Genomic DNA, 18,124 nt, shown 5'->3' with positions numbered 1-18,124 from the left:
TCTATGCGCGGCCGCCACGTACGCTATTTGAAAGTGTTCCGCGCACCGTCGTGCATACCGTGCGATGCGCATCGTCGAAGGAGGATCGATGACACTTCCCCCGTCCCCGTCGGGCCCGCACGGCCCCTGGTCACCGTCGCGCACGCCCGTCGAACGTCCCCTGCAGGCACCCATCCCGCCGCTCCGGCCCGGGGAGGCGCCCCGGCTGTACGGGCCGCCCGTCGCTCCGCCGTCCGGCACCGACTTCATGTTCGGCGGATTCTGGCCCGAGAAGGACCTCACGCCGCGGCCCGCGCTGCTGGGCGCGGCGGCGGCGATCGGCGTCGTGGCGGCGGTGATCCTGCCGTACCACTACGCGGTGTCGCTGGCGGGACTCATCGTGGTGGCCGCCCTGCTCCTGGTACCGCTGGGGATCTCGCGGCACCGGGCGTCGCCCTACACCTGGCTGGTCGCCGCGCTCGGCACGGCGCTGGTCTCGCTCATGGTGCTGCGCGCGGCGGGCTGGCTGACCGCGCTGATGCTGCTCGTGCTCGTGCCGCTGGCGTTCTCCGCGCTCTCCGCGGGGAGGACGGTCCTCGACCTGCTCACGGCCGCGGTGACGTGGCCGCTGTCGCTCCTGCGCGCGACGCCGTGGGCGCGGCGCACCGCCGGGACCGTGCGGTCCCTGCCCGTCGGGTGGCCGGTGGTGCGGACCGCCGCGCTGTGCGTGGTGGCGCTGCTGGTGTTCGGAGCACTGTTCGCCACCGGCGACGCCGTGTTCGGGTCCTGGGTCCAGGCCCTGATACCCACGTTCGACGGTGGCTCCGTCGTCCTCCGAGTGCTGGTCGCGGCGGCGATCGGCGCGCTGGCGCTGGGCACGCTGTACACGGCGATCAACCCGCCGCGCCCCGTGCACGCGCCCGGGATCCCCGCCGGACCGTCGCGGACCGTCCGGCGGTTCGAATGGCTCGCCCCGCTGGGCGTGGTGATCGCGATGTTCGCCGGCTTCGTCGCAGCCCAAGCCACCACGATGTGGGCCGGGCACGATTACGTGCAGCGCACCGCGGGCGTCACCTACGCCGAGTCGGTGCACAAGGGCTTCGGCCAACTCACCGTCGCGACGCTCCTGGCGCTCCTCACAGTCGCGTTCGTCTGGTGGGCCGCGCCGCGGGAGTCGAAGTCCGACCTGGCCGCTCTGGCGGGCGCCCTGGGGTCGTTGTGCGCGCTCGCCCTCGTCGTCGTCGTGTCGGCGCTGTACCGGATGCACGTCTACCAGCAGGCCTACGGCTTCACGACGCTGCGGCTCGTCGTCGACGCGTTCGAGCTGTGGATGGGGCTGCTCCTGCTGCTCACGATCGCGTGCGTGGCCCTGCGTCGCGTCGGACAACTGCCGCGGGCGGCGCTGGCGTCGGCCGCGTTCGTGGTGATCGGGCTCGGCTGGATGAACCCCGAGGCCTGGATCGCCGAGCACAACGTCCAACGGTTCGAGGACACCGGCAAGGTCGACACCGCGTACCTCGCCACCCTCGGCCCCGACGCCCGTGCGGCGATCGCGCGGCTCCCGCTCGATGTCGCGCAGTGCTCGGTGCAGCAGGGTCCACGGGACGCGTCGTGGATCGAGTGGAACCTCGGGCGCGACCGCGCCCGCGACGTCCACCTGGACAGCAGGCTCTACCAGCAGGAGTGCAACCCGAACCGGGACGGGCAGACCCGCTGACCCGACCGGGCGGGGACGCGGTCAGTGCGTGCGGGCAAACTCGGTGATCGCGGTTCCCGCCTGCGGGGAGAAGGGCAGGTCCGCCCCGTAGTTCGACGGTGCGCGGCTCGGGTCCTGCTTGAGTACGTGCGAGACGCCGGTGAGGTGGACGTACGTGAGGTCGGCCGCGGTCAGGCCCGTGGCCAGGTGGTCGACGTCGGCGCAGCTGACCTGGATGTCCGCGTCGCTGCAGGTCAGCAGTACCGGATAACGGGCGGGCAGGGTGCGCGCGAGCTCCGGCGGGTCAATGCGGTCCAGCTGCTGCAGGAACTGCGCGGTGCTCGCGTTGAACGTGGACTTCAAGGAGGCCGGGAGGTCGGCGGGCACCGTCCCGCCGGCGCGGACCTGCGCGATCGTCGTGGCCAGGGCGGCGAGCAGCGCGTCACCGTCGGCCTGCGGGACCTGGCCCGCCTTCTCGGCCGTGGTCACCTGGTCGGTGATCTGCCGGGAGAGCAGGTCGAGGTAGCGGACGCTGAGCGGCTCCAGCATCCCCAGCGCCTTCACGGACGGTCCCGTCGTCGACGTGGCGAGCTGGAGCGCGAACAGCGCGCCCTCGCTGTGGCCGTACGCGGACAGGCGGTCCCGGTCGACGGACGGCCGGGACGCGAGGAAGGCGAGGGCGTCGCGCGCCTCGGTGGAGAAGACCTCGGCGTCGATCGCCGCCGGATCCGCGGCGTACTTCCCGATCCCCGTCGCCCCGGAGCCCAGCTTGTCGTACCGCAGACTGGCCGTACCGGCGGCGGAGAGCTTGTCCGCCACCGACTTCAGGGTGTTCACGGCGCCCGGGAGCAGCCGGGAGTTGCCGTCCCGGTCGGTCGGGCCGCTGCCGGCGATGAGGAGCGCCGCAGGCACGGGAGCCCCGGACGCCGGGCGGTGGAGCGTGCCGTGGATCGTCACGCCGCCGCTGTCGAACGTGACCTCGTCGTCGACCCACGCCTGCGCCGCCGACGAGCTGCTCGGCGACGTCGCCGGAGCGCCGGTCGGCGAGCACCCCGCGACGAGGGTCAGGACCGTCGCCGCCGCGATCGCCGCGCATCTACGACCGAACATCGTTACCTCCCCCAACGGACCTGTGATCGTCACCAGCGTAGAACGCGCGGGGGCCGAGCGCGCCGCCTACGCGGTCACTGCGGCCCGGGCGAGGGCTGCCGCCGCGGCCACGGCACCGTCGGACGCGGGCAGCAGCGGCAGGCGCACGGCGGGCGTCGCGATGCGGCCCTGCGCGGCGAGGACGCCCTTGATCACGGTCGGGTTCGGCTCGGCGAACAGCGCGGTCGCGAGGCCGGCGAGCGCGCCGCCGAGGACCCGGGCCTCCTCGATCCGGTGCTCGCGCCACGCGGCGACCAGTGCGGCGAACTCCCCCGCCGCGACATTCGCGCCGGCCGAGATCGCGCCGTGCCCGCCCAGCGCGAGGATCGCGCCGACGAACGGGTCATCGCCCGCCAGCACCGACACGCCGGCGGGCAGCCCCGCTCCGGTCTCGGCGAGGAGGCGCACCGTCGTGTCCGTGACGCCGCCGACGGCGTGCTTGAATCCGGCCACCCCGTCGAGCTCGGCGAGCCTCAGCAGCGTCTCCAGCGAGAGCGATCGACCCGTGCGCTGCGGGATGTCGTAGACGATCACGGGCACGGGGCTCTCCCCCGCGATCCGCCGGTAGTGCTCGACGACGCCCGGCTCGGACGGCCGCGTGTAGTAGGGCACGACGACCAGCGCGAGGTCGGCGCGTGGGTGGACGCCGTGGAGGGCTTCGACGGTGCCCTCCGTGGCGTTGGTCCCCACGCCGACGGTGAAGACGGCGCGGTGCTCGGCGCAGACCCCGCCGATCAGGTCGACGACGGCCGTCCGCTCGAGGTCGGTGAGCGTCGCGGGCTCGCCGGTCGTGCCGAGGGCGACGAGGCCGTCGGCCCCGTCGGCGAGGGTGTCGTGCGCGAGGCGCTCGAGCGAAACGAGGTCGACGGTGCCGTCCGCCGCGAACGGCGTGACAAGGGGGACGTGGAGGCCGGTGAGCTGCATGGCTATCAGGTTCCGGCATGCCGAGCGGTAGGTCCAGCGGGAGAACTCGATGTCGAGCGTAAGCTGATCTGATGCTCGATGTTCACCGACTGCGGCTGCTCCGCGAACTCGCCGAGCGCGGCACCATCGCCGCGGTGGCGCAGGCGCTCGACTACACGCCGTCGGCGGTGTCCCAGCAGCTCGCGACCCTGGAGCGCGAGGCCGGGCGGCCGCTGCTCGAGCGCACCGGGCGCAGTGTCCGGCTCACCGAGGCGGGTCGGGTGCTCGTCGGGCACGCCGACGCGATCCTCGAGCGGCTCGAGCGGGCCCGGGCCGACCTCGACGCCCTGAGCACGGAGGTCACCGGGGAACTGCGGATCGGCGCCTTCGGCTCGGCGATGCGCACAGTCGTGACGCCCGCACTCCTGCGCCTGTCCCGCGACCATCCCCTGCTGCGCGTGCGCGTGACGGAGATCGACCCGGCGACCGCCCCCGAGGAACTGCGGTCACGACGGCTCGACGTCGCGCTCCTGCAGCGCTACGACTGCCTGCCCGCGCGCACCGACCCTTCGCTCGACACCGAGCCGCTGTTCGACGAGGCCGTCCACCTGGCCGTCCACCGCGACCGTCCGCGGACGCTGGCCGACTGCGCCGAGGAGCGTTGGATCTCCGGCACGGTCGGCACGATGTGCGACGAGGCCACCGTCCGGACCTGTGAGAACGCCGGGTTCACGCCGCGGGTGCGGCACCGCACGGACGACTTCCCGGCCGTCCTCGCGCTCGTCGCCGCCGGCCAGGGCGTGGCCGTGATCCCCGACCTCGCCGCCGTCGACGTCCCCGCGGACGTGCTGCTCGAGCCGCTCGAGGTGGTCCGGCACACCGCGCTCGCCTACCGGCGCGGCGCGGCGCGCGACCCGCTCATCGGGGCCGCGCGGCGGGCGCTCAGGTCGCGCTGATCACGCCGCCCCACAGCAGGCCGAGGACGAGCACGCCCACGAGGATCCGGTAGCCGACGAACCAGTTCAGCGAGTGCTTGGCGACGAAGTTGAGCAGCCAGGCGATCGCGGCGTAGCCGATGACGAAGGCGATCACCGTCGCGACCAGCAACTGCGGGCCCGAGGCGTGCAGCCCCTCCCCGGCGGGCTCGAAGGCGTCCTTCAGGCTGAACAGGCCGGACGCGGTGACCGCCGGGATCGCGAGCAGGAACGACAGCCGCACGGCCGCCTCGCGCTTGAGCCCGAGGAACAGGCCCGCGCTCGACGTCGCGCCGGAGCGGGAGACGCCGGGGATCAGCGCCAGGCACTGAGCGAGGCCCATGAGGATGCCGTCGCGGGCGGTGACCTGCTCCAGCGGCCGCTGCCGGTTCGCGAAGTACTTCGAGCTCACCCACTCCGCCGCGAAGATGACCACCGAGAACACGATGAGCATGGTCGCCACCAGGTACAGGTTGCGCGCCGCGGTCCGGATCTCGTCCTTGAGCAGATAGCCCAACACGCCGATCGGGATCGTGCCGATGATCACGTACCAGCCGATCCGGTAGTCGACGCCGCGCGCCGCTTTGTCGAACAGGCCGCGGAACCACGCCACGACGATCCGATAGATGTCCCGGGCGAAGTAGATCAGCACCGCCAGCTCCGTGCCGAGCTGCGTGACCGCGGTGAACGACGCGCCCGCGTCGTCGCCGAACCAGATCCCCGACACGATCCGCAAATGCCCCGAGGACGAGACGGGGAGGAACTCCGTCAGCCCCTGCACCACACCGAGCACGATCGCCTGCAACCACGTCATGTCCACCGGGGCAGGCTACCGGGCGGACCGGTGATCGGCCGGGCGCGGTAGCTTCGAGGGATCATGACCCGCACATTCGCGTCCCGAATCGCCGCCCTCACCGTCGTCGCCGCGGTCGCCCTGGCCGGGTGCTCGACGACCCCCTCGCGGGAGAGCCGCCCCACGATCGTCCCGGCGCAGGCGGCCGTCGCGCCGGAGCCGACGGTGCCGCCCGCCGGCACGGTGACCCCGTCCGGCGCCGGTGAGGGACTGGCCTTCGACGCGAAGAGCCGGCGGCTCGCGACGCTGGTCGGCAACGACGTGGTGCTGTACACCGTCGACGGCGGGCTCAAGGAGGTCGCACGGATCGACGCCGGAGCAAGGACCCACCAGGTCGTACCGAGCTGGGGAGAGCAACCCTACGGCGACTTCCTCGTGGCCACGGACAACGGCGTCATGACGATCACCGGCGACAAGGGGTATACGCAACGCATCGAAGGCGGCGCGCTCACGGTCTCCCTCTACGGCGGCAAGTCCGGGGACGCCGAGAGCGTCTGGGGGCTCGCGGGGACCGCGAAGGGCGACATCGTCGTCCTGCGCGTATCGGACCAGCCCCGCCGGATCTCCGGCCCGGTCGAGGCGAGCCGAGTCCTCGCCGACGGCTCCGACGTGGTGGTCGTCGACCGACTGCAGTCCTCCATCACCACCGTCGACGTGGCGGGCGGGAAGATCGGCAAGGGACTGCGGGTGGGCCGCGGCGTCACCAACGCGACGATCACGCCGGACGGCCGGGTCTTCGCCGTGGACACGGGGAAGAACCAGATCATCGGGTACACGGCCGCGCCGCTGATGGAGCGCTTCCTGTACCCGGAGACGGGCTCTCCGTGGGCCGTCGACTACGACGCGACCGACAAGCTGATGTGGATCACCCGCACCGCGACGAACCAGGTGGTCGGGTACGCGCTCGGCACCGGCATCCCCGAGCAGCGCAAGCTGTTCCCGACGGTGCGCCAGCCCAACGCGATCGCCGTCGACGCGAAGACGGGGACCTTGTACGTGCAGTCGGCCACCGGCGGCGGCATCCAGGCGATCCCGACGCGATAGGGAACGGACATTGACCACCGGCACCCGGAGCGCCCCCGACGAGGACGAGTACGATTTCCTGCCGTTGCGATTGCCGCGGGAGGTCTCGCGGGTGACCGCGGCGATGCGGCTCGCCATCGAGGCGGAGTTCGGCGGGTGGGAGCTGTCCCGCGTCCGGCTGTACACCGACGGATCTCGGCGGGTGCTGCTGCGCCGCAAACGCACGAAAACGTCCGGCATGCTGCCGCCGGACGCCACGAAGGGGTTGTGAACGCCATGTCCGCGATGTACCGCGCTCTGCTGAGGGTGATGTTCCTGATCTCGCCGGAGCGCATCCACCACCTGGTGTTCGGCCTCATCCGCGGGACCACCGCCGTTCCGCCCGTCCGGGCCGCGATCCGACGGTGCCTCGCGCTCCGCGATCCGATCCTCGAGCAGACGGTGTTCGGGGTCCGCTTCCCCGCGCCCGTCGGCCTCGCCGCGGGTTTCGACAAGAACGCGCGCGCCGTCAACGGTTGGGGCGCCCTCGGTTTCGGCTTCGCGGAGATCGGCACCGTCACCGCGCACCCGCAGCCCGGCAACCCCACGCCGCGCCTGTTCCGGCTGCCCGCCGACCACGCGCTGATCAACCGGATGGGCTTCAACAACTACGGCTCGGGCGCCGCCGCGAACGAGCTGCGCAAGCGCGACGCGGGGCCGGCCGCGGTGCCGATCGGCGCGAACATCGGCAAGACGAAGGTCACGCCGCTCGAGGGGGCCGCCGACGACTACCGGATCAGCGCCATGCTCCTCGGCCCGCTCGCCGACTTCATCGTGGTCAACGTCTCCTCGCCGAACACCCCCGGCCTGCGCGACCTGCAGGCCACCGAGTCGCTGCGACCCGTGCTGCAGGCCGTCCTCGACACCGTCACGGTGCCCGTCCTGGTGAAGATCGCCCCCGACCTCGCCGACGAGGACGTGGACGCGGTCGCCGACCTGGCGGTCGAGCTGGGCCTGGCCGGGATCGTGGCGACCAACACGACCATCAGCCGCGACGGCCTGGACACGCCGGCCGGCGAGGTCGAAGCCATCGGCGCGGGCGGGCTGTCGGGCCGCCCCGTCAAGGCGCGCTCGCTCGAGGTGCTGCGGCGGCTCTCCGCCCGCGTGGATGATCGGCTGGTGCTGATCTCCGTGGGCGGCGTCGAGGACGCGGACGACGTCTACGCGCGCATCCGCGCCGGTGCCTCGCTGGTGCAGGCCTACACCCAGTTCATCTACGGCGGCCCGCTCTGGACCCGGTCCGTGCACAAGCAGCTCGCCGCGCGGCTGCGCGCCGACGGCTTCGCGTCGATCTCCGACGCCGTCGGCGTCGATCGCTGACCCGGTCCGCCGAGCACTTCCACGACCACGCGACAGGCCGCGCCCGGGACTCCCGGGCGCGGCCTGTCGTCGTCGGGCTACTGCTGCGCGTAGGTCGCGCTGATCGAGCCGCGCGCGATGGCGGCGCCGAACAGGTTGAAGCCCAGGTACGCCGGCGTCGCGGTGGCCGGCAGGTCCAGCTTCTCCACGCTCAGGGCGTGCACCACGAAGATGTACCGGTGCGGGCCGTGGCCGGCGGGCGGGGCGGCGCCCACGTACTGCGGCAGGCTCGCATCGTTGTTCAGCGTGAGCGCGCCCTCGGGAAGGGAGCCCGGCGCACCGTCGCCCGCGCCGGCGGCGAGGGACGTGACGGACGCGGGGATGTTCGCGACGGCCCAGTGCCAGAACCCGGAGGCCGTGGGCGCGTCCGGGTCGTAACAGGTCACGGCGTAGGACTTGGTGCCCTCGGGCGCGCCGCTCCAGGACAGCTGCGGCGAGACGTCCTGCCCGCCCGCGCCCATGATCCCGCTGCGCTGCGCAACGGGCAGCTCGGCACCGTCGGTGATGGTCTCGGAGGTGACGGTGAGCTTCGGCAGGGCGGGCAGGCCGGCGTACGGGTCGAACGCAGCGGTCATGGTGGGCATCCTCTCGTCGGGTTTCGCGCGGTACGGTTCCAGGCTACGAGTTCATCAGGAAATGCTCGAACACCTTGGTGCCGAACAACAGCGACTCGACGGGCACGCGCTCGTCGACGCCGTGGAACAGGGCCGCGAAGTCGAGCTCCTCGGGCAGCTGCAGCGGCGCGAAGCCGAAGCACCGGATACCCAGCTTCGCGAAGGCCTTGGCGTCGGTCCCGCCCGACAGCATGTACGGGACCGTCTTGCCCTCGGCGTCGAAGGCGAGGATCGCGTCGTTCATGGCGTCGACGAGGTCACCGTCGAACTGGGTCTCGTACGAATCGAGCTTGGTGATCCACTCCCGCTCGATGTCCGGGCCGAGGAGCTCGTCGAGCTCCCGCTCGAACGCGGCCTGGCGGCCGGGCAGCACGCGGCAGTCGATGACGGCCTCGGCGGTCTGCGGGATGACGTTCGCCTTGTACCCGGCGCGGAGCATGGTCAGGTTCGCGGTGTCGCGCAGCGTCGCCCCGACGATGCGGGCCAGGCCGCCGATCTTGGCGAGCTGCCCCTCGAGGTCCGGACCGTCGAGGTCGATGTCGATGGTGGACTCGCGATCGAGGGCGCGCAGGAAGGCGATCACCGTGTCGGTGAGGACCAGCGGGAACTTGTGGCGGCCGAGCCGCGCCACCGCCTCGGAGAGCAGCGTCACCGCGTTGTCCTCGTGCACGAACGAGCCGTGCCCGGCCCGCGCCTTCGCGGTCAGGCGCATCCAGCACATGCTCTTCTCGGCGGTCTCGACGAGGTACAGGCGCTTCTTGTCGCCCGACGGGGTGTCGACCGTCAGCGAGAAGCCGCCGACCTCGCCCACGGCTTCGGTGACGCCCGCGAACAGGTCCGGACGGTGCTCCACCAGCCAGTGCGAGCCCCAGGTGCCGCCCGCCTCCTCGTCGGCGAGGAAGGCGAAGGTGATGTCGCGCGGCGGGACCGTGCCCGTGGACTTCAGCTGCCGGGCCAGCGCGAGCATGATGCCGCACATGTCCTTCATGTCGACGGCGCCGCGGCCCCAGACGTGGCCGTCCTCGACGGCGCCGGAGAACGGGTGCACGCTCCAGTCGGCGGGCTCGGCCGGCACCACGTCCAGATGGCCGTGCACGAGCAGCGTGCCGCGCTTGGGGTTGGCGCCCTTGATGGTGGCGAAGACGTTGCCGCGGCCGGGCTGTCCGGACTCGACGTACTCCGTCTCGTAGCCGACCTCCTCCAGGCGCGCCTGGACCCACCTGGCGCACTCCTCCTCGCCCCGGGTGGTCTCGAGCTCACCCGTGTTGGAGGTGTCGAAGCGGATCAGGGAGCTCACGGTCTCGACGACCTCGTCGAGCGCGTTCACGTCAGTCGTAGCCACGCCCTGTATTTAACACGTCCGGCGCCGACACGGTGGCTCTCGCGGGTGGCCCGACGTGGCGATTTGGATTCCCGGGGCGCCGTGGATTACGGTTAACGAGCTTCCCAGCGCGGGTGGCGGAATGGCAGACGCGCTAGCTTGAGGTGCTAGTGTCCTACTAATGGACGTGGGGGTTCAAGTCCCCCTCCGCGCACAGAACGAAAACCCCGGCTCCGGCCGGGGTTTTCGCGTTTTACGGCGGCTCATCGACCAGGCGGTGACGGCCTGATCGTCGCGAGGCAGTGATCGCCGGCCAGGAACGACTCCAGGTCGACCAGCTCCAGGTCCGCGTCGTGCGCACCGAGAACTCCTTCGATCATGCCGCGGTGCACTGCGCAGGTCACGCCGGGTCGCCGTCGCGCGACCTCGAGGAACGGACAGCGGTTCAGGCGGATCCCCTCGGCGCGCCGCTCCGGTGCGAATCCCGCTTCATCGAGCAGCCCTACGAGATCCGCGACCGCGTCGGTGGATGACCGCGCTCGCTCGGTCCCCCACACGCGTCCCGACCGCCGGGCGCGCTCGGTCGCGCCGGGCACGGACTCCAGCACGTCCACGAGCAGGTGCGCCAGGAGCGCGAAGTCGCGCGGGCCCGAGGGGTCCATCGCAGGCCGCGCACGGTAGAGCATGCTGGGCCTGCCCGGGCCGTCCGACGGTGCGGCGGCCGCCTCGACGAGCCCGTCCTCGGCGAGGGCGTGCAGATGGAAGCGCACGGTCGTACTCGGGACGTCCGTCGCCCCGGCGATCTCCGCCACGGTCTGCGCCTCGTCCGCGGCGCGCACGTGGCGCAGGACCTTCTCGCGCAGGACCTTCTCGGGCATGGCGGGCGATCCTCTCGATTAATACAAGCAAACCTTGTATTAATCTACGCCCGGGCCGACTACCGCACCAATTGCGGCGCGAGCTCGATCCTGTGGCTCGGATCCCACGGCACGTCACCGTGCAGTGACGAGAAGCTGTACTCGATCTGCTCCCCGCCGCGGGACTCGTCCAGTCGCAGTGCCGCCAACTTGCCGCGCGCGAGCAGCCGCCCCTCCGCGTCGTAGATCCGCGCGTCCCGCTCGGTAACGGCGTCGTAGTCCGCGTGGAATGCCTCGTACAGCTCGCGTCCTGTGAACGTATCCATCTCTCCATGGTGCGCCCGATGACGCACGCGCGCCACGGAATCCCGCGCGATCCGGAGCAGTCGGAACAGTTCGCCGGATCTTGTCCCCCGCCCTCGGACTCCGCGCGACGGCGGACCGTCTGGCAGGGTGGCGGACGTGCCCCAGTCGATCGAACCCGTCCCGTTCCGCAAGCTGCGCGACATCACACCCGCCTCGCGATTCGGGGTCGGTGGCACCGACCTCGGAATCCCCTGTCGGGTCGGGAACGAGGTGCTCTACGTCTTCGGCGACACCTTCGAGGGGCTGAGCATCGGCGCCGGCGACTGGCGCTCCCCCGTCGGCCTGTTCGGCGACCGGGCCGGTGTCGTCCGGCGCCCCGCGGGGCCCGATCCGCAGCGCGCCCGGCAACTGCTCGACTACAGCCATGACACGGGCCGGTTCACCACCATCCTGCCGACCACCTGCATCGAGGTCGACGGTGCGCTGTACCTGCACACGATGAGGATGCAGAGCCTGGACACGGTCGTCCGGACGGGCCTGTACCGCAGCGACGACGGTGCACAGTCCTGGCGGGAGGTCGCGCAGTACAACGCCGGGCACGCGGACGGCTGCTGGTGCATGTGGGCGATGTGCCCCGCACCCGACGGCTACACCTACACCGTCTCGACCGGCGGCCTCAGCCGCGACAAGGGGCTGCGCCTGCACCGGATGCGCACCGAGACACTGGGAACGCTGCGGGACGGCATCGATGTCGAGTGGGAGCCGTGGGGCTGGCGCGCCGATACGGGGTGGGCGTGGGGCAACCCGCCCACCGACCTGAGCCTGGGGCGGGGTTACGGGGAGCTCTCCCTATCCCTGGTCGAGGGCGTGTGGGTGCTCACGTACTTCGACGCCGCCGGCTACCGGATCGCAGCCAGGTTCGCGGACCGGATCGACGGCGTGTGGTCCGATCCGGTCACGGTGCTGCACGGCAGCTCGTGGCAGGACGAGGACCACGCCGCGGGCCGCGTCGCACAGCTGTACGGCGGATACCTGGTTCCGGGGTCGACGCTGCGTTCCGCGCACCTCGTCGTCTCGCAGTGGAACACCGCCGTCGGCCACCCCTACAAGTCGATGATGTTCACCGGCGCGCTGCGGCGGCCCTGACGCTCAGCCCTCGTCGGTGAGGCGCTCCTCGATGAACCGGACCGTCTGCTCGATGAGAGGCCGGAGCAGCCCCTGCACGTCGTCGTCGGAGAGCGGACGACCGAGGATGACGGCGCCGAGCTGCGGGATCATGAAGGGCGCGGCCTGCAGTCCGATCGCGACGTAGAGCGCGATCGCCGCGCGCAGGTCGTCCGTACCGCCGGTGACGGCCCGCAGACGTTCGACCTTGCGCCGGTAGAACTCCCGGCGGGCATCGCTGAACGGCGGGGTCTCGCCCTCGTCGGCGTCGTAGTGCAGCGATTCCCACATGAGCAGGCGCACCAACTCCGGGTCGCGGCGGTGATGGTCGAACGCGGCCATCACGTGGTCGGTCAGGGTCTGCCCCTCGAGGAACGGGCTGTGCTCGACGTGCTCGGTGAGCGCCTTCGCCATGACGATCTCGAAGAGCCCCTCCTTGCTGCCGAAGTACCCGTAGATCCGCTCCTTGTTCACCCCGGCCTCGGCGGCGATCCGTGCGACCCGCGCACCGTCGAACCCGCGCCGCGTGAACTCGGTCCGGGCGGCGGCGATCAACGCCTCACTCGTGGGCGTGGATTCGTATCCTGCAGCGTCGATCACGCGGTCAGACTACCGCCAACCGTACGGTTGACCGCCAACCGTACGGTTGGTACGGTCGCCGCATGACGACCACCGCGACCGTTGCGCCATCCCGATCCGTACTGCTCCGCACCGGTGTCATCGCCGCCGCCGGAGCCCTGCCCATCGTCGGGCAGCTCTACGTCGTGCTGCCGCTGACCGCCGAGATCCGCGGCCTGTCCGGACACACGAACTCGACCGCCGCGCTGTCGAGCACCGTCTTCGCCCTGGTCTACGCGGCCGGGATCCTCGCGCTCGGTCCGCTCGCAGACAGGTTCGGCGCCCGCCGGTTGATGGTCGCGAGCGCCGGCGCCACCGCCGCCATCACGCTGCTGGCGGCGTTCGCGCCGTCCGCGCCGTGGTTCCTGCTCGGACGCGCGGCGCAGGGGCTCGCGGCCGCGGCGTTCACGCCGGCCACGCTCGCGTACATCGCGCGAACCGCGCCATCGTCGGCGCGTGTGCCACTGAACACCGCCGCGATCGGCGCCGGATTGGCCTCGGCGGTGGTGGGCCAGGTCGTCGCGCAGCTCATCGCGCCACTCGCGGGGATCACCGGCGTGTTCGTGGTCTTCGCGGTGGCCGCCGCCGTTGCGGCGGTCGCCGCCCGGACACTCCTTCCGTCCGACACCGCACCTGCGGATGATCGTCCGTCCGCGGGCGCGGTGCACCGCGCGATCCCCGGGTTGTTGATGCGTCCGCGACTGGTCCTGCTCTACTGCACCGGGCTGACCTTTCTCAGCGCTCTCGTGGCGCTGTACACCGCGCTCGGCGCGGACGGCCGCTGGCCGTCGGCGACCCTCCTGATCCTGCGCGCGAGCTCGCTCCCCGCGGTGGTCGTCGCGGGCCTGATCACGCTGCGCCTGTCGGCCGCCCCGCCACGCGCCCGCATCCTGGCCGCGGTCGGCATCGCCGTGACGGGCGCTCTCCTCTGCGCGACCGCTCAGACGCTCACCGTCGGGATCGGCCTGTTCGCGGTCATCGGCGCGATCGCTCTCGCCGCCCCGTCCGTGGTGGCGGAGGTGACCCGGCTCGGCGCACCGGCCATCGGCGCCGCCGCCTCGCTCTACACCGTGGCCATCTTCGGCGGAGCGAGTCTCGGCGCACCTCTCGCCGCTGCGCTCGGCAACGGCCTCGGCACGGTCGCGCTCGGTAGCGCGGCAGTGCTCGCACTCGGCGGCCTGACCTCCGCGATCGCCACCCGCACCTGAACAGAACATGTTCTAATCCGGTCATGGAGGACGCCTTCGCCCCGGCCCGGCTCGGCCCCGTCGACCTACGCAACCGGATCATCAAGGCCGCGACCTTCGAGGGGCGCACGCCGGACGCGCTGGTGACCGACGACCTGATCGACTTCCATGCCGAGTTCGCGCGCGGCGGCGTCGGCATGACGACGGTCGCCTACTGCGCCGTCGCCCCGGAGGGCCGTACCGAGCGCCGGCAGCTGTGGATGCGCCCGGAGGCGCTTCCCGGCCTCCGCAGGCTCGCGGACGCGGTCCACGCCGAGGGCTCGGCCGTGTCGGCCCAGCTCGGACACGCGGGCCCCGTCGCCGACGGCGCCCAGCACCGTCGCCCCGTGACACCCAGCAGGATGATCAGCCCGCTGGCGCTGCGCGCGACCCTCCGGCCCGACGCGACACTGATCAGCGCGATCGTCCGGGCGCACGCCGACGCGGCCCGCCTCGCCGAGGACGCCGGTTTCGACGCGGTCGAACTCCACTTCGGCCACAACTACCTGATCAGCGCCTTCCTCAGCCCGCTGCTCAACCACCGGCGCGACGCGTACGGCGGCGATCTCGCATGCCGTGCCCGCCTCGCCCGCGAGGTCGCGGAGGCCGTCCGCGGTGCGGTCGGCGGCAGGCTCGCCGTCACCGCGAAGCTCAACATGACCGACGGGGTGCCCGGCGGACTGAGCCCGGACGACGCGCTCCGAACGGCGCGCTGGTTGGAGGCCGACGGCACCCTCGACGCGCTCGAACTCACCGCGGGGAGTTCCCTCCTCAACCCGATGTTCCTGTTCCACGGCACGCCACCGCGCCGGGAGTTCGCGGCGGCCTTCCCGAGCCCAGCGCTCCGGGCCGGGCTCCGGGCCGCAGGCCCCGTGTTCCTCCGTGAGTACCCGTACCGCCCGACCTATCTCCTCGCCCTCGCCCGCCGGTTCCGGGCCGCCCTGTCGATGCCGCTCATCCTGCTCGGCGGGATCGCCGAGCGGGCCGCCGTCGACCGGGCGATGGCGGAGGGCTTCGAGTTCGCCGCGATGGGCCGCGGGCTGCTGCGCACGCCCGACCTCGTCCGGCGTATGCAGGATCGCCCCGACGAGCCGGACCGCTGCACGCACTGCAACCTCTGTATGCCCACGATCTACACCCGGACTCGGTGCCCGGTGCGCGAGGGGAGCTGACGCTCAGGCGATGCCGGGCACCTCGGTCGCCGCGAAATCCGCGAGTGCCTCGGTGACGATGTGCGGAACGTCGCCGGACACGTTGACGGTCACGCCGAACTCGTCCGGGTCCAGCGGCTCCAGGATGCTCAGCTGCGAATCGAGCATGCCCGCCTTCATGAAGTGGCCCGCACGGCTCTGCATACGCTCCTGCAGGAGCCCCTCATTGCCGGTGAGGAAGACGAAGTACACGCTGGCGCCGGCGGCCCGGATCCGGTCCCGATACGCCCGTTTGAGCGCGGAGCACGCCACGACCGTGGGCCGCCCGGCGATCATCTCGTCGCGCAGGTACGCCCCGATGGTTCCCAGCCAGGGCCACCTGTCGTCGTCGGTGAGCGGATGACCGGCCGCCATCTTGGCGCGGTTGTCGTCGCTGTGGAAGTCGTCGCCGTCGGCGAAGCTCCGGCCCAGACGGTCCGCCAGTTCGGCGCCCACCGTCGACTTCCCGGAGCCGGACACCCCCATCACGCAGATCTGGATCGTGGCCACCCGTCGAGTAGATCACGACCGCGCGGAGCACGCGGGCGAAGCGCGCAGGGAAGCCACCCGGCGCGGGGCCGGGCGGCCCGTCGCATAATTGACCGCGGCGACGAGCGGGGGGGTGAGACACGGATGTGGGTGCTCGGCGCTGCGGTCCTGCTGGTCGTGATCGCGGTGGTGGGTGCGCTTCTCGCCGAGCGGATCGCCCGCGAGGGTCTCCGAACGAAACTCGTGGGGATGTGCACCGACGTCCTCGGGGCGACCCCGTCGGTGGTGCTCGACGTGCGCCGGCCCGTGCTCCTGCAGCTGCTGCAGCGGCGCCTGTCCGGCCTGGAGATCACCACCCGGGACGTCGGGGCGGGGCCGCACGCCATCATCCTCGACGGGCACGCCCGTGGCGTCGCGCCGGTGCCCGACGGGCTGCGGGTCGACGCCCTCACCGCGACCGCCACGCTGCGGCTGTCGTGGATCCGCCACGTGGTCGAGGCTGCCCAGGCCGGCGGCGGGGTGGGCGGTATCACCGTCAGCTCGGTGACACTGATGCCGCGCCGGAAGTCGCTGGGGATGACAGTCGGGCTGCCCGTGGCGTTCGGGCTCGGCGTCGACATCCGGGTGGTCGTCGCGGTCGGCGTCAAGGCGGGCCGCCTCACCTTCCGGGTGACCGACCTGTCCATGCCGATCGCCGTGATCCCGGTCCCGATCCCCGTCGCGTGGGCGATCGACTCGTGGGTCAAGGAGCTCCGCCCCACGGTGATCCCACCCGCTCTCGACGCACTCACCATCACGAGGATGCACTGGCAGAAGAAGTCGGTCACCCTCGACCTGTCGGCCAGTGACACGACGGTGCCCCTCCCGTCATGAGGGACACTGTTCGCATGCCCGACACGATCAGCCCCATTCCGCCGGAGGATCTCGCCGCGTTCCATCGCGTGCTCGAGACCGCCGCGCTCCTCGACGACGGCGACCCCCAGTCGGTCGAGGTCCAGCGCGCCGTGGGCCACATGTTCAAGTTGCTCAAGCGCGAACGACGCAAGTCCGCCCGCTCCAAAGTCAAGGCCGCCGACCGCGACGTCCTCGAGCGGACGGCCACCGGCAACGCCGAGCGGATCGACGACGAGACGGCCGGGGTCCTGCTGACCACGCCCACGGTGGGCGACAGCGCCGGGGAGCTCCTGCGGCCGCAGAGTTGCTACATCTGCAAGCAGCCGTACACCCGGATCGACGCGTTCTACCACCAGCTGTGCCCGGAGTGCGCGGCGTTCAGCCACTCCAAGCGCGACGCGACGACGGACCTGCGGGGCCGGCGCGCGCTGCTCACGGGTGGCCGGGCCAAGATCGGGATGTACATCGCCCTGCGACTGTTGCGCGACGGTGCCGACCTCACCATCACCACCCGGTTCCCGACGGACGCGGCCCGCCGGTTCGCCGCGCTCGCCGACAGCGCCGAGTGGCTCGACCGCCTGCACATCGTGGGCATCGACCTGCGCGACCCGTCGCAGGTCAGCGCGATGGCCGATGCCGTCGCGGCCCGGGGCCCGCTCGACATCATCATCAACAACGCGGCGCAGACGGTGCGCCGCTCCCCCGGCGCGTACTCCGCGCTCGTCGACGCCGAGTCCGGCGACGTCCCTGCCGAGCTGGCGAGCCGGATCATCCGGTTCGGCCGAGCGAGCTCCGCGCATCCCGCCGCCCTGACCGAGGCCCTCGACGGGCACACCGGCGGCGTCTCCGGCGATCTCGCGGCGCTGGACCCCGCCGCGTTGACCGCGCTCGCGCTGCGCGGCGGGTCGTCGTCCGCGGCGCGGATCGAGGACGGCACCGCCATCGACGCGGGCGGCCTGCTGCCCGATCTCGTGCACACCAACTCGTGGGTGCAGACCGTCGAGGAGGTCGAGCCGCTCGAGCTGCTCGAGGTGCAGCTGTGCAACTCGGTGGCGCCGTTCATCCTCATCTCGAAGCTGCGCCCCGCACTCGCCGCGTCGACCGCGCGCCGCAAGTACGTCGTCAACGTCTCCGCGATGGAGGGTCAGTTCGGGCGCGGCTACAAGGGCCCCGGCCACCCGCACACGAACATGGCCAAGGCCGCGTTGAACATGCTCACCCGCACCTCCAGTGCCGAGATGCTGGAGCAGGACGGCATCCTCATGACCGCTGTCGACACGGGCTGGATCACCGACGAGCGCCCGCACCACACCAAGATGCGCCTCGCGGAGGAGGGCTTCCGCGCCCCGCTCGACCTGGTCGACGGGGCCGCCCGCGTCTACGACCCGATCGTGCAGGGCGAGGCGGGCGTGGACCTGCACGGCTGCTTCCTCAAGGACTACAAGCCCTCGCCGTGGTGATGGGTGGCCC

At 71.9% G+C, this 18,124-nt stretch carries 19 protein-coding genes and 1 tRNA gene; 11 read left to right on the top strand and 9 right to left on the bottom strand.

Annotation, left to right across the window (positions count from 1 at the left end; translation table 11 throughout):
• Positions 1 to 88: 88 nt before the first annotated feature.
• Positions 89 to 1,696 (top strand): DUF4153 domain-containing protein, encoded by a 1,608-nt coding sequence (locus tag AXK60_RS03515; protein WP_175399918.1) that lies wholly within the window; start codon positions 89 to 91, stop codon positions 1,694 to 1,696.
• Positions 1,697 to 1,717: 21 nt separating this feature from the next.
• Here the strand turns inward: AXK60_RS03515 and AXK60_RS03510 are convergent, their stop codons facing one another.
• Together AXK60_RS03510 and dapA are read right to left on the bottom strand one after the other, a co-directional pair.
• Positions 1,718 to 2,785 (bottom strand): alpha/beta hydrolase, encoded by a 1,068-nt coding sequence (locus tag AXK60_RS03510; protein WP_231855352.1) that lies wholly within the window; start codon positions 2,783 to 2,785, stop codon positions 1,718 to 1,720.
• Between the two features lie 66 nt (positions 2,786 to 2,851).
• Positions 2,852 to 3,748, bottom strand: a complete 897-nt coding sequence (gene dapA / locus AXK60_RS03505; protein ID WP_068569557.1) for a 4-hydroxy-tetrahydrodipicolinate synthase — start codon at positions 3,746 to 3,748, stop codon at positions 2,852 to 2,854.
• 71 nt (positions 3,749 to 3,819) lie between these two features.
• Between dapA and AXK60_RS03500 the strand changes: the two genes are divergently transcribed.
• On the top strand, positions 3,820 to 4,683 hold the full coding sequence (locus AXK60_RS03500) for a LysR family transcriptional regulator (RefSeq protein ID WP_068569556.1): 864 nt from the start codon (positions 3,820 to 3,822) through the stop codon (positions 4,681 to 4,683).
• On the opposite strand, the gene AXK60_RS03495 is transcribed toward AXK60_RS03500, so the two are convergent.
• Entirely contained in the window at positions 4,670 to 5,515 is an 846-nt protein-coding gene (locus AXK60_RS03495) for an undecaprenyl-diphosphate phosphatase (protein WP_068569555.1), read from the bottom strand. The genes AXK60_RS03500 and AXK60_RS03495 overlap by 14 nt on opposite strands.
• Before the next feature lie 63 nt (positions 5,516 to 5,578).
• Here AXK60_RS03495 and AXK60_RS03490 point away from each other — a divergent pair, with 63 nt between their 5' ends.
• Genes AXK60_RS03490 through AXK60_RS03480 form a run of 3 tightly spaced genes read left to right on the top strand, consistent with a single transcriptional unit; the run spans position 5,579 to position 7,936 of the window.
• Positions 5,579 to 6,598: a YncE family protein gene (locus AXK60_RS03490; protein ID WP_068569554.1), complete on the top strand. Its 1,020-nt coding sequence runs from the start codon at positions 5,579 to 5,581 to the stop codon at positions 6,596 to 6,598.
• A gap of 10 nt (positions 6,599 to 6,608) precedes the next feature.
• Complete coding sequence (locus AXK60_RS03485) at positions 6,609 to 6,848, top strand: DUF5703 family protein (protein WP_068569553.1); 240 nt, start codon at positions 6,609 to 6,611, stop codon at positions 6,846 to 6,848.
• 14 nt (positions 6,849 to 6,862) lie between these two features.
• Positions 6,863 to 7,936, top strand: coding sequence for a quinone-dependent dihydroorotate dehydrogenase (locus AXK60_RS03480; RefSeq protein WP_068569940.1), 1,074 nt, complete (start codon positions 6,863 to 6,865; stop codon positions 7,934 to 7,936).
• A 77-nt stretch (positions 7,937 to 8,013) separates the two neighbouring features.
• On the opposite strand, the gene AXK60_RS03475 is transcribed toward AXK60_RS03480, so the two are convergent.
• Positions 8,014 to 8,550, bottom strand: coding sequence for a YbhB/YbcL family Raf kinase inhibitor-like protein (locus tag AXK60_RS03475; RefSeq protein WP_068569939.1), 537 nt, complete (start codon positions 8,548 to 8,550; stop codon positions 8,014 to 8,016).
• Positions 8,551 to 8,593: 43 nt separating this feature from the next.
• A complete protein-coding gene (locus AXK60_RS03470) occupies positions 8,594 to 9,931 on the bottom strand; it encodes a M20/M25/M40 family metallo-hydrolase (protein WP_175399917.1) in 1,338 nt (445 codons plus the stop codon).
• Between the two features lie 107 nt (positions 9,932 to 10,038).
• Here AXK60_RS03470 and AXK60_RS03465 point away from each other — a divergent pair.
• Positions 10,039 to 10,124, top strand: a tRNA-Leu gene (locus AXK60_RS03465).
• Between the two features lie 49 nt (positions 10,125 to 10,173).
• On the opposite strand, the gene AXK60_RS03460 is transcribed toward AXK60_RS03465, so the two are convergent.
• Entirely contained in the window at positions 10,174 to 10,788 is a 615-nt protein-coding gene (locus AXK60_RS03460; protein WP_068982472.1) for a helix-turn-helix transcriptional regulator, read from the bottom strand.
• Positions 10,789 to 10,847: 59 nt separating this feature from the next.
• Positions 10,848 to 11,093 (bottom strand): hypothetical protein, encoded by a 246-nt coding sequence (locus tag AXK60_RS03455; RefSeq protein ID WP_068569551.1) that lies wholly within the window; start codon positions 11,091 to 11,093, stop codon positions 10,848 to 10,850.
• A gap of 136 nt (positions 11,094 to 11,229) precedes the next feature.
• Between AXK60_RS03455 and AXK60_RS03450 the strand changes: the two genes are divergently transcribed.
• Positions 11,230 to 12,219, top strand: a complete 990-nt coding sequence (locus AXK60_RS03450; RefSeq protein ID WP_244881004.1) for a DUF4185 domain-containing protein — start codon at positions 11,230 to 11,232, stop codon at positions 12,217 to 12,219.
• 3 nt (positions 12,220 to 12,222) lie between these two features.
• Here AXK60_RS03450 and AXK60_RS03445 read toward each other — a convergent pair whose 3' ends face one another.
• The gene (locus AXK60_RS03445; protein WP_068569549.1) at positions 12,223 to 12,837 is read right to left on the bottom strand and encodes a TetR/AcrR family transcriptional regulator; all 615 of its coding nucleotides are present in this window, start codon (positions 12,835 to 12,837) and stop codon (positions 12,223 to 12,225) included.
• 62 nt (positions 12,838 to 12,899) lie between these two features.
• Here AXK60_RS03445 and AXK60_RS03440 point away from each other — a divergent pair, with 62 nt between their 5' ends.
• Positions 12,900 to 14,063 carry an MFS transporter gene (locus AXK60_RS03440; protein ID WP_068569548.1) on the top strand — a complete coding sequence of 388 codons (1,164 nt, stop codon included), beginning with the start codon at positions 12,900 to 12,902 and terminating at the stop codon, positions 14,061 to 14,063.
• 23 nt (positions 14,064 to 14,086) lie between these two features.
• The gene (locus AXK60_RS03435; RefSeq protein ID WP_068569547.1) at positions 14,087 to 15,253 is read left to right on the top strand and encodes an NADH:flavin oxidoreductase; all 1,167 of its coding nucleotides are present in this window, start codon (positions 14,087 to 14,089) and stop codon (positions 15,251 to 15,253) included.
• Positions 15,254 to 15,256: 3 nt separating this feature from the next.
• On the opposite strand, the gene AXK60_RS03430 is transcribed toward AXK60_RS03435, so the two are convergent.
• Complete coding sequence (locus AXK60_RS03430) at positions 15,257 to 15,757, bottom strand: gluconokinase (protein WP_197466722.1); 501 nt, start codon at positions 15,755 to 15,757, stop codon at positions 15,257 to 15,259.
• Positions 15,758 to 15,904: 147 nt separating this feature from the next.
• Between AXK60_RS03430 and AXK60_RS03425 the strand changes: the two genes are divergently transcribed.
• Positions 15,905 to 16,633, top strand: coding sequence for a hypothetical protein (locus AXK60_RS03425; RefSeq protein WP_068569545.1), 729 nt, complete (start codon positions 15,905 to 15,907; stop codon positions 16,631 to 16,633).
• A 14-nt stretch (positions 16,634 to 16,647) separates the two neighbouring features.
• Positions 16,648 to 18,114, top strand: a complete 1,467-nt coding sequence (locus AXK60_RS03420; RefSeq protein ID WP_068569544.1) for an SDR family NAD(P)-dependent oxidoreductase — start codon at positions 16,648 to 16,650, stop codon at positions 18,112 to 18,114.
• Positions 18,115 to 18,124 lie beyond the last annotated feature (10 nt).

Source organism: Tsukamurella pseudospumae, assembly GCF_001575195.1.
GTDB lineage: Bacteria > Actinomycetota > Actinomycetes > Mycobacteriales > Mycobacteriaceae > Tsukamurella > Tsukamurella pseudospumae.
The sequence above is the reverse complement of the archived record's forward strand: the minus strand, read 5'-3'. Positions and strand labels throughout refer to the sequence as shown.

Bases quoted from the DNA above. Each gene is read 5' to 3' on its own strand.
- AXK60_RS03460 (WP_068982472.1), bottom strand. From the start codon at position 10,788: ATGCCCGAGAAGGTCCTGCGCGAGAAGGTCCTGCGCCACGTGCGCGCC.
- AXK60_RS03490 (WP_068569554.1), top strand. From the start codon at position 5,579: ATGACCCGCACATTCGCGTCCCGAATCGCCGCCCTCACCGTCGTCGCC.
- AXK60_RS03495 (WP_068569555.1), bottom strand. From the start codon at position 5,515: ATGACGTGGTTGCAGGCGATCGTGCTCGGTGTGGTGCAGGGGCTGACG.
- AXK60_RS03455 (WP_068569551.1), bottom strand. From the start codon at position 11,093: ATGGATACGTTCACAGGACGCGAGCTGTACGAGGCATTCCACGCGGAC.
- AXK60_RS03500 (WP_068569556.1), top strand. From the start codon at position 3,820: ATGCTCGATGTTCACCGACTGCGGCTGCTCCGCGAACTCGCCGAGCGC.
- AXK60_RS03510 (WP_231855352.1), bottom strand. From the start codon at position 2,785: ATGTTCGGTCGTAGATGCGCGGCGATCGCGGCGGCGACGGTCCTGACC.
- AXK60_RS03440 (WP_068569548.1), top strand. From the start codon at position 12,900: ATGACGACCACCGCGACCGTTGCGCCATCCCGATCCGTACTGCTCCGC.
- AXK60_RS03420 (WP_068569544.1), top strand. From the start codon at position 16,648: ATGCCCGACACGATCAGCCCCATTCCGCCGGAGGATCTCGCCGCGTTC.
- AXK60_RS03435 (WP_068569547.1), top strand. From the start codon at position 14,087: ATGGAGGACGCCTTCGCCCCGGCCCGGCTCGGCCCCGTCGACCTACGC.
- AXK60_RS03425 (WP_068569545.1), top strand. From the start codon at position 15,905: ATGTGGGTGCTCGGCGCTGCGGTCCTGCTGGTCGTGATCGCGGTGGTG.
- dapA (WP_068569557.1), bottom strand. From the start codon at position 3,748: ATGCAGCTCACCGGCCTCCACGTCCCCCTTGTCACGCCGTTCGCGGCG.
- AXK60_RS03480 (WP_068569940.1), top strand. From the start codon at position 6,863: ATGTACCGCGCTCTGCTGAGGGTGATGTTCCTGATCTCGCCGGAGCGC.
- AXK60_RS03430 (WP_197466722.1), bottom strand. From the start codon at position 15,757: ATGGGGGTGTCCGGCTCCGGGAAGTCGACGGTGGGCGCCGAACTGGCG.
- AXK60_RS03475 (WP_068569939.1), bottom strand. From the start codon at position 8,550: ATGACCGCTGCGTTCGACCCGTACGCCGGCCTGCCCGCCCTGCCGAAG.
- AXK60_RS03515 (WP_175399918.1), top strand. From the start codon at position 89: ATGACACTTCCCCCGTCCCCGTCGGGCCCGCACGGCCCCTGGTCACCG.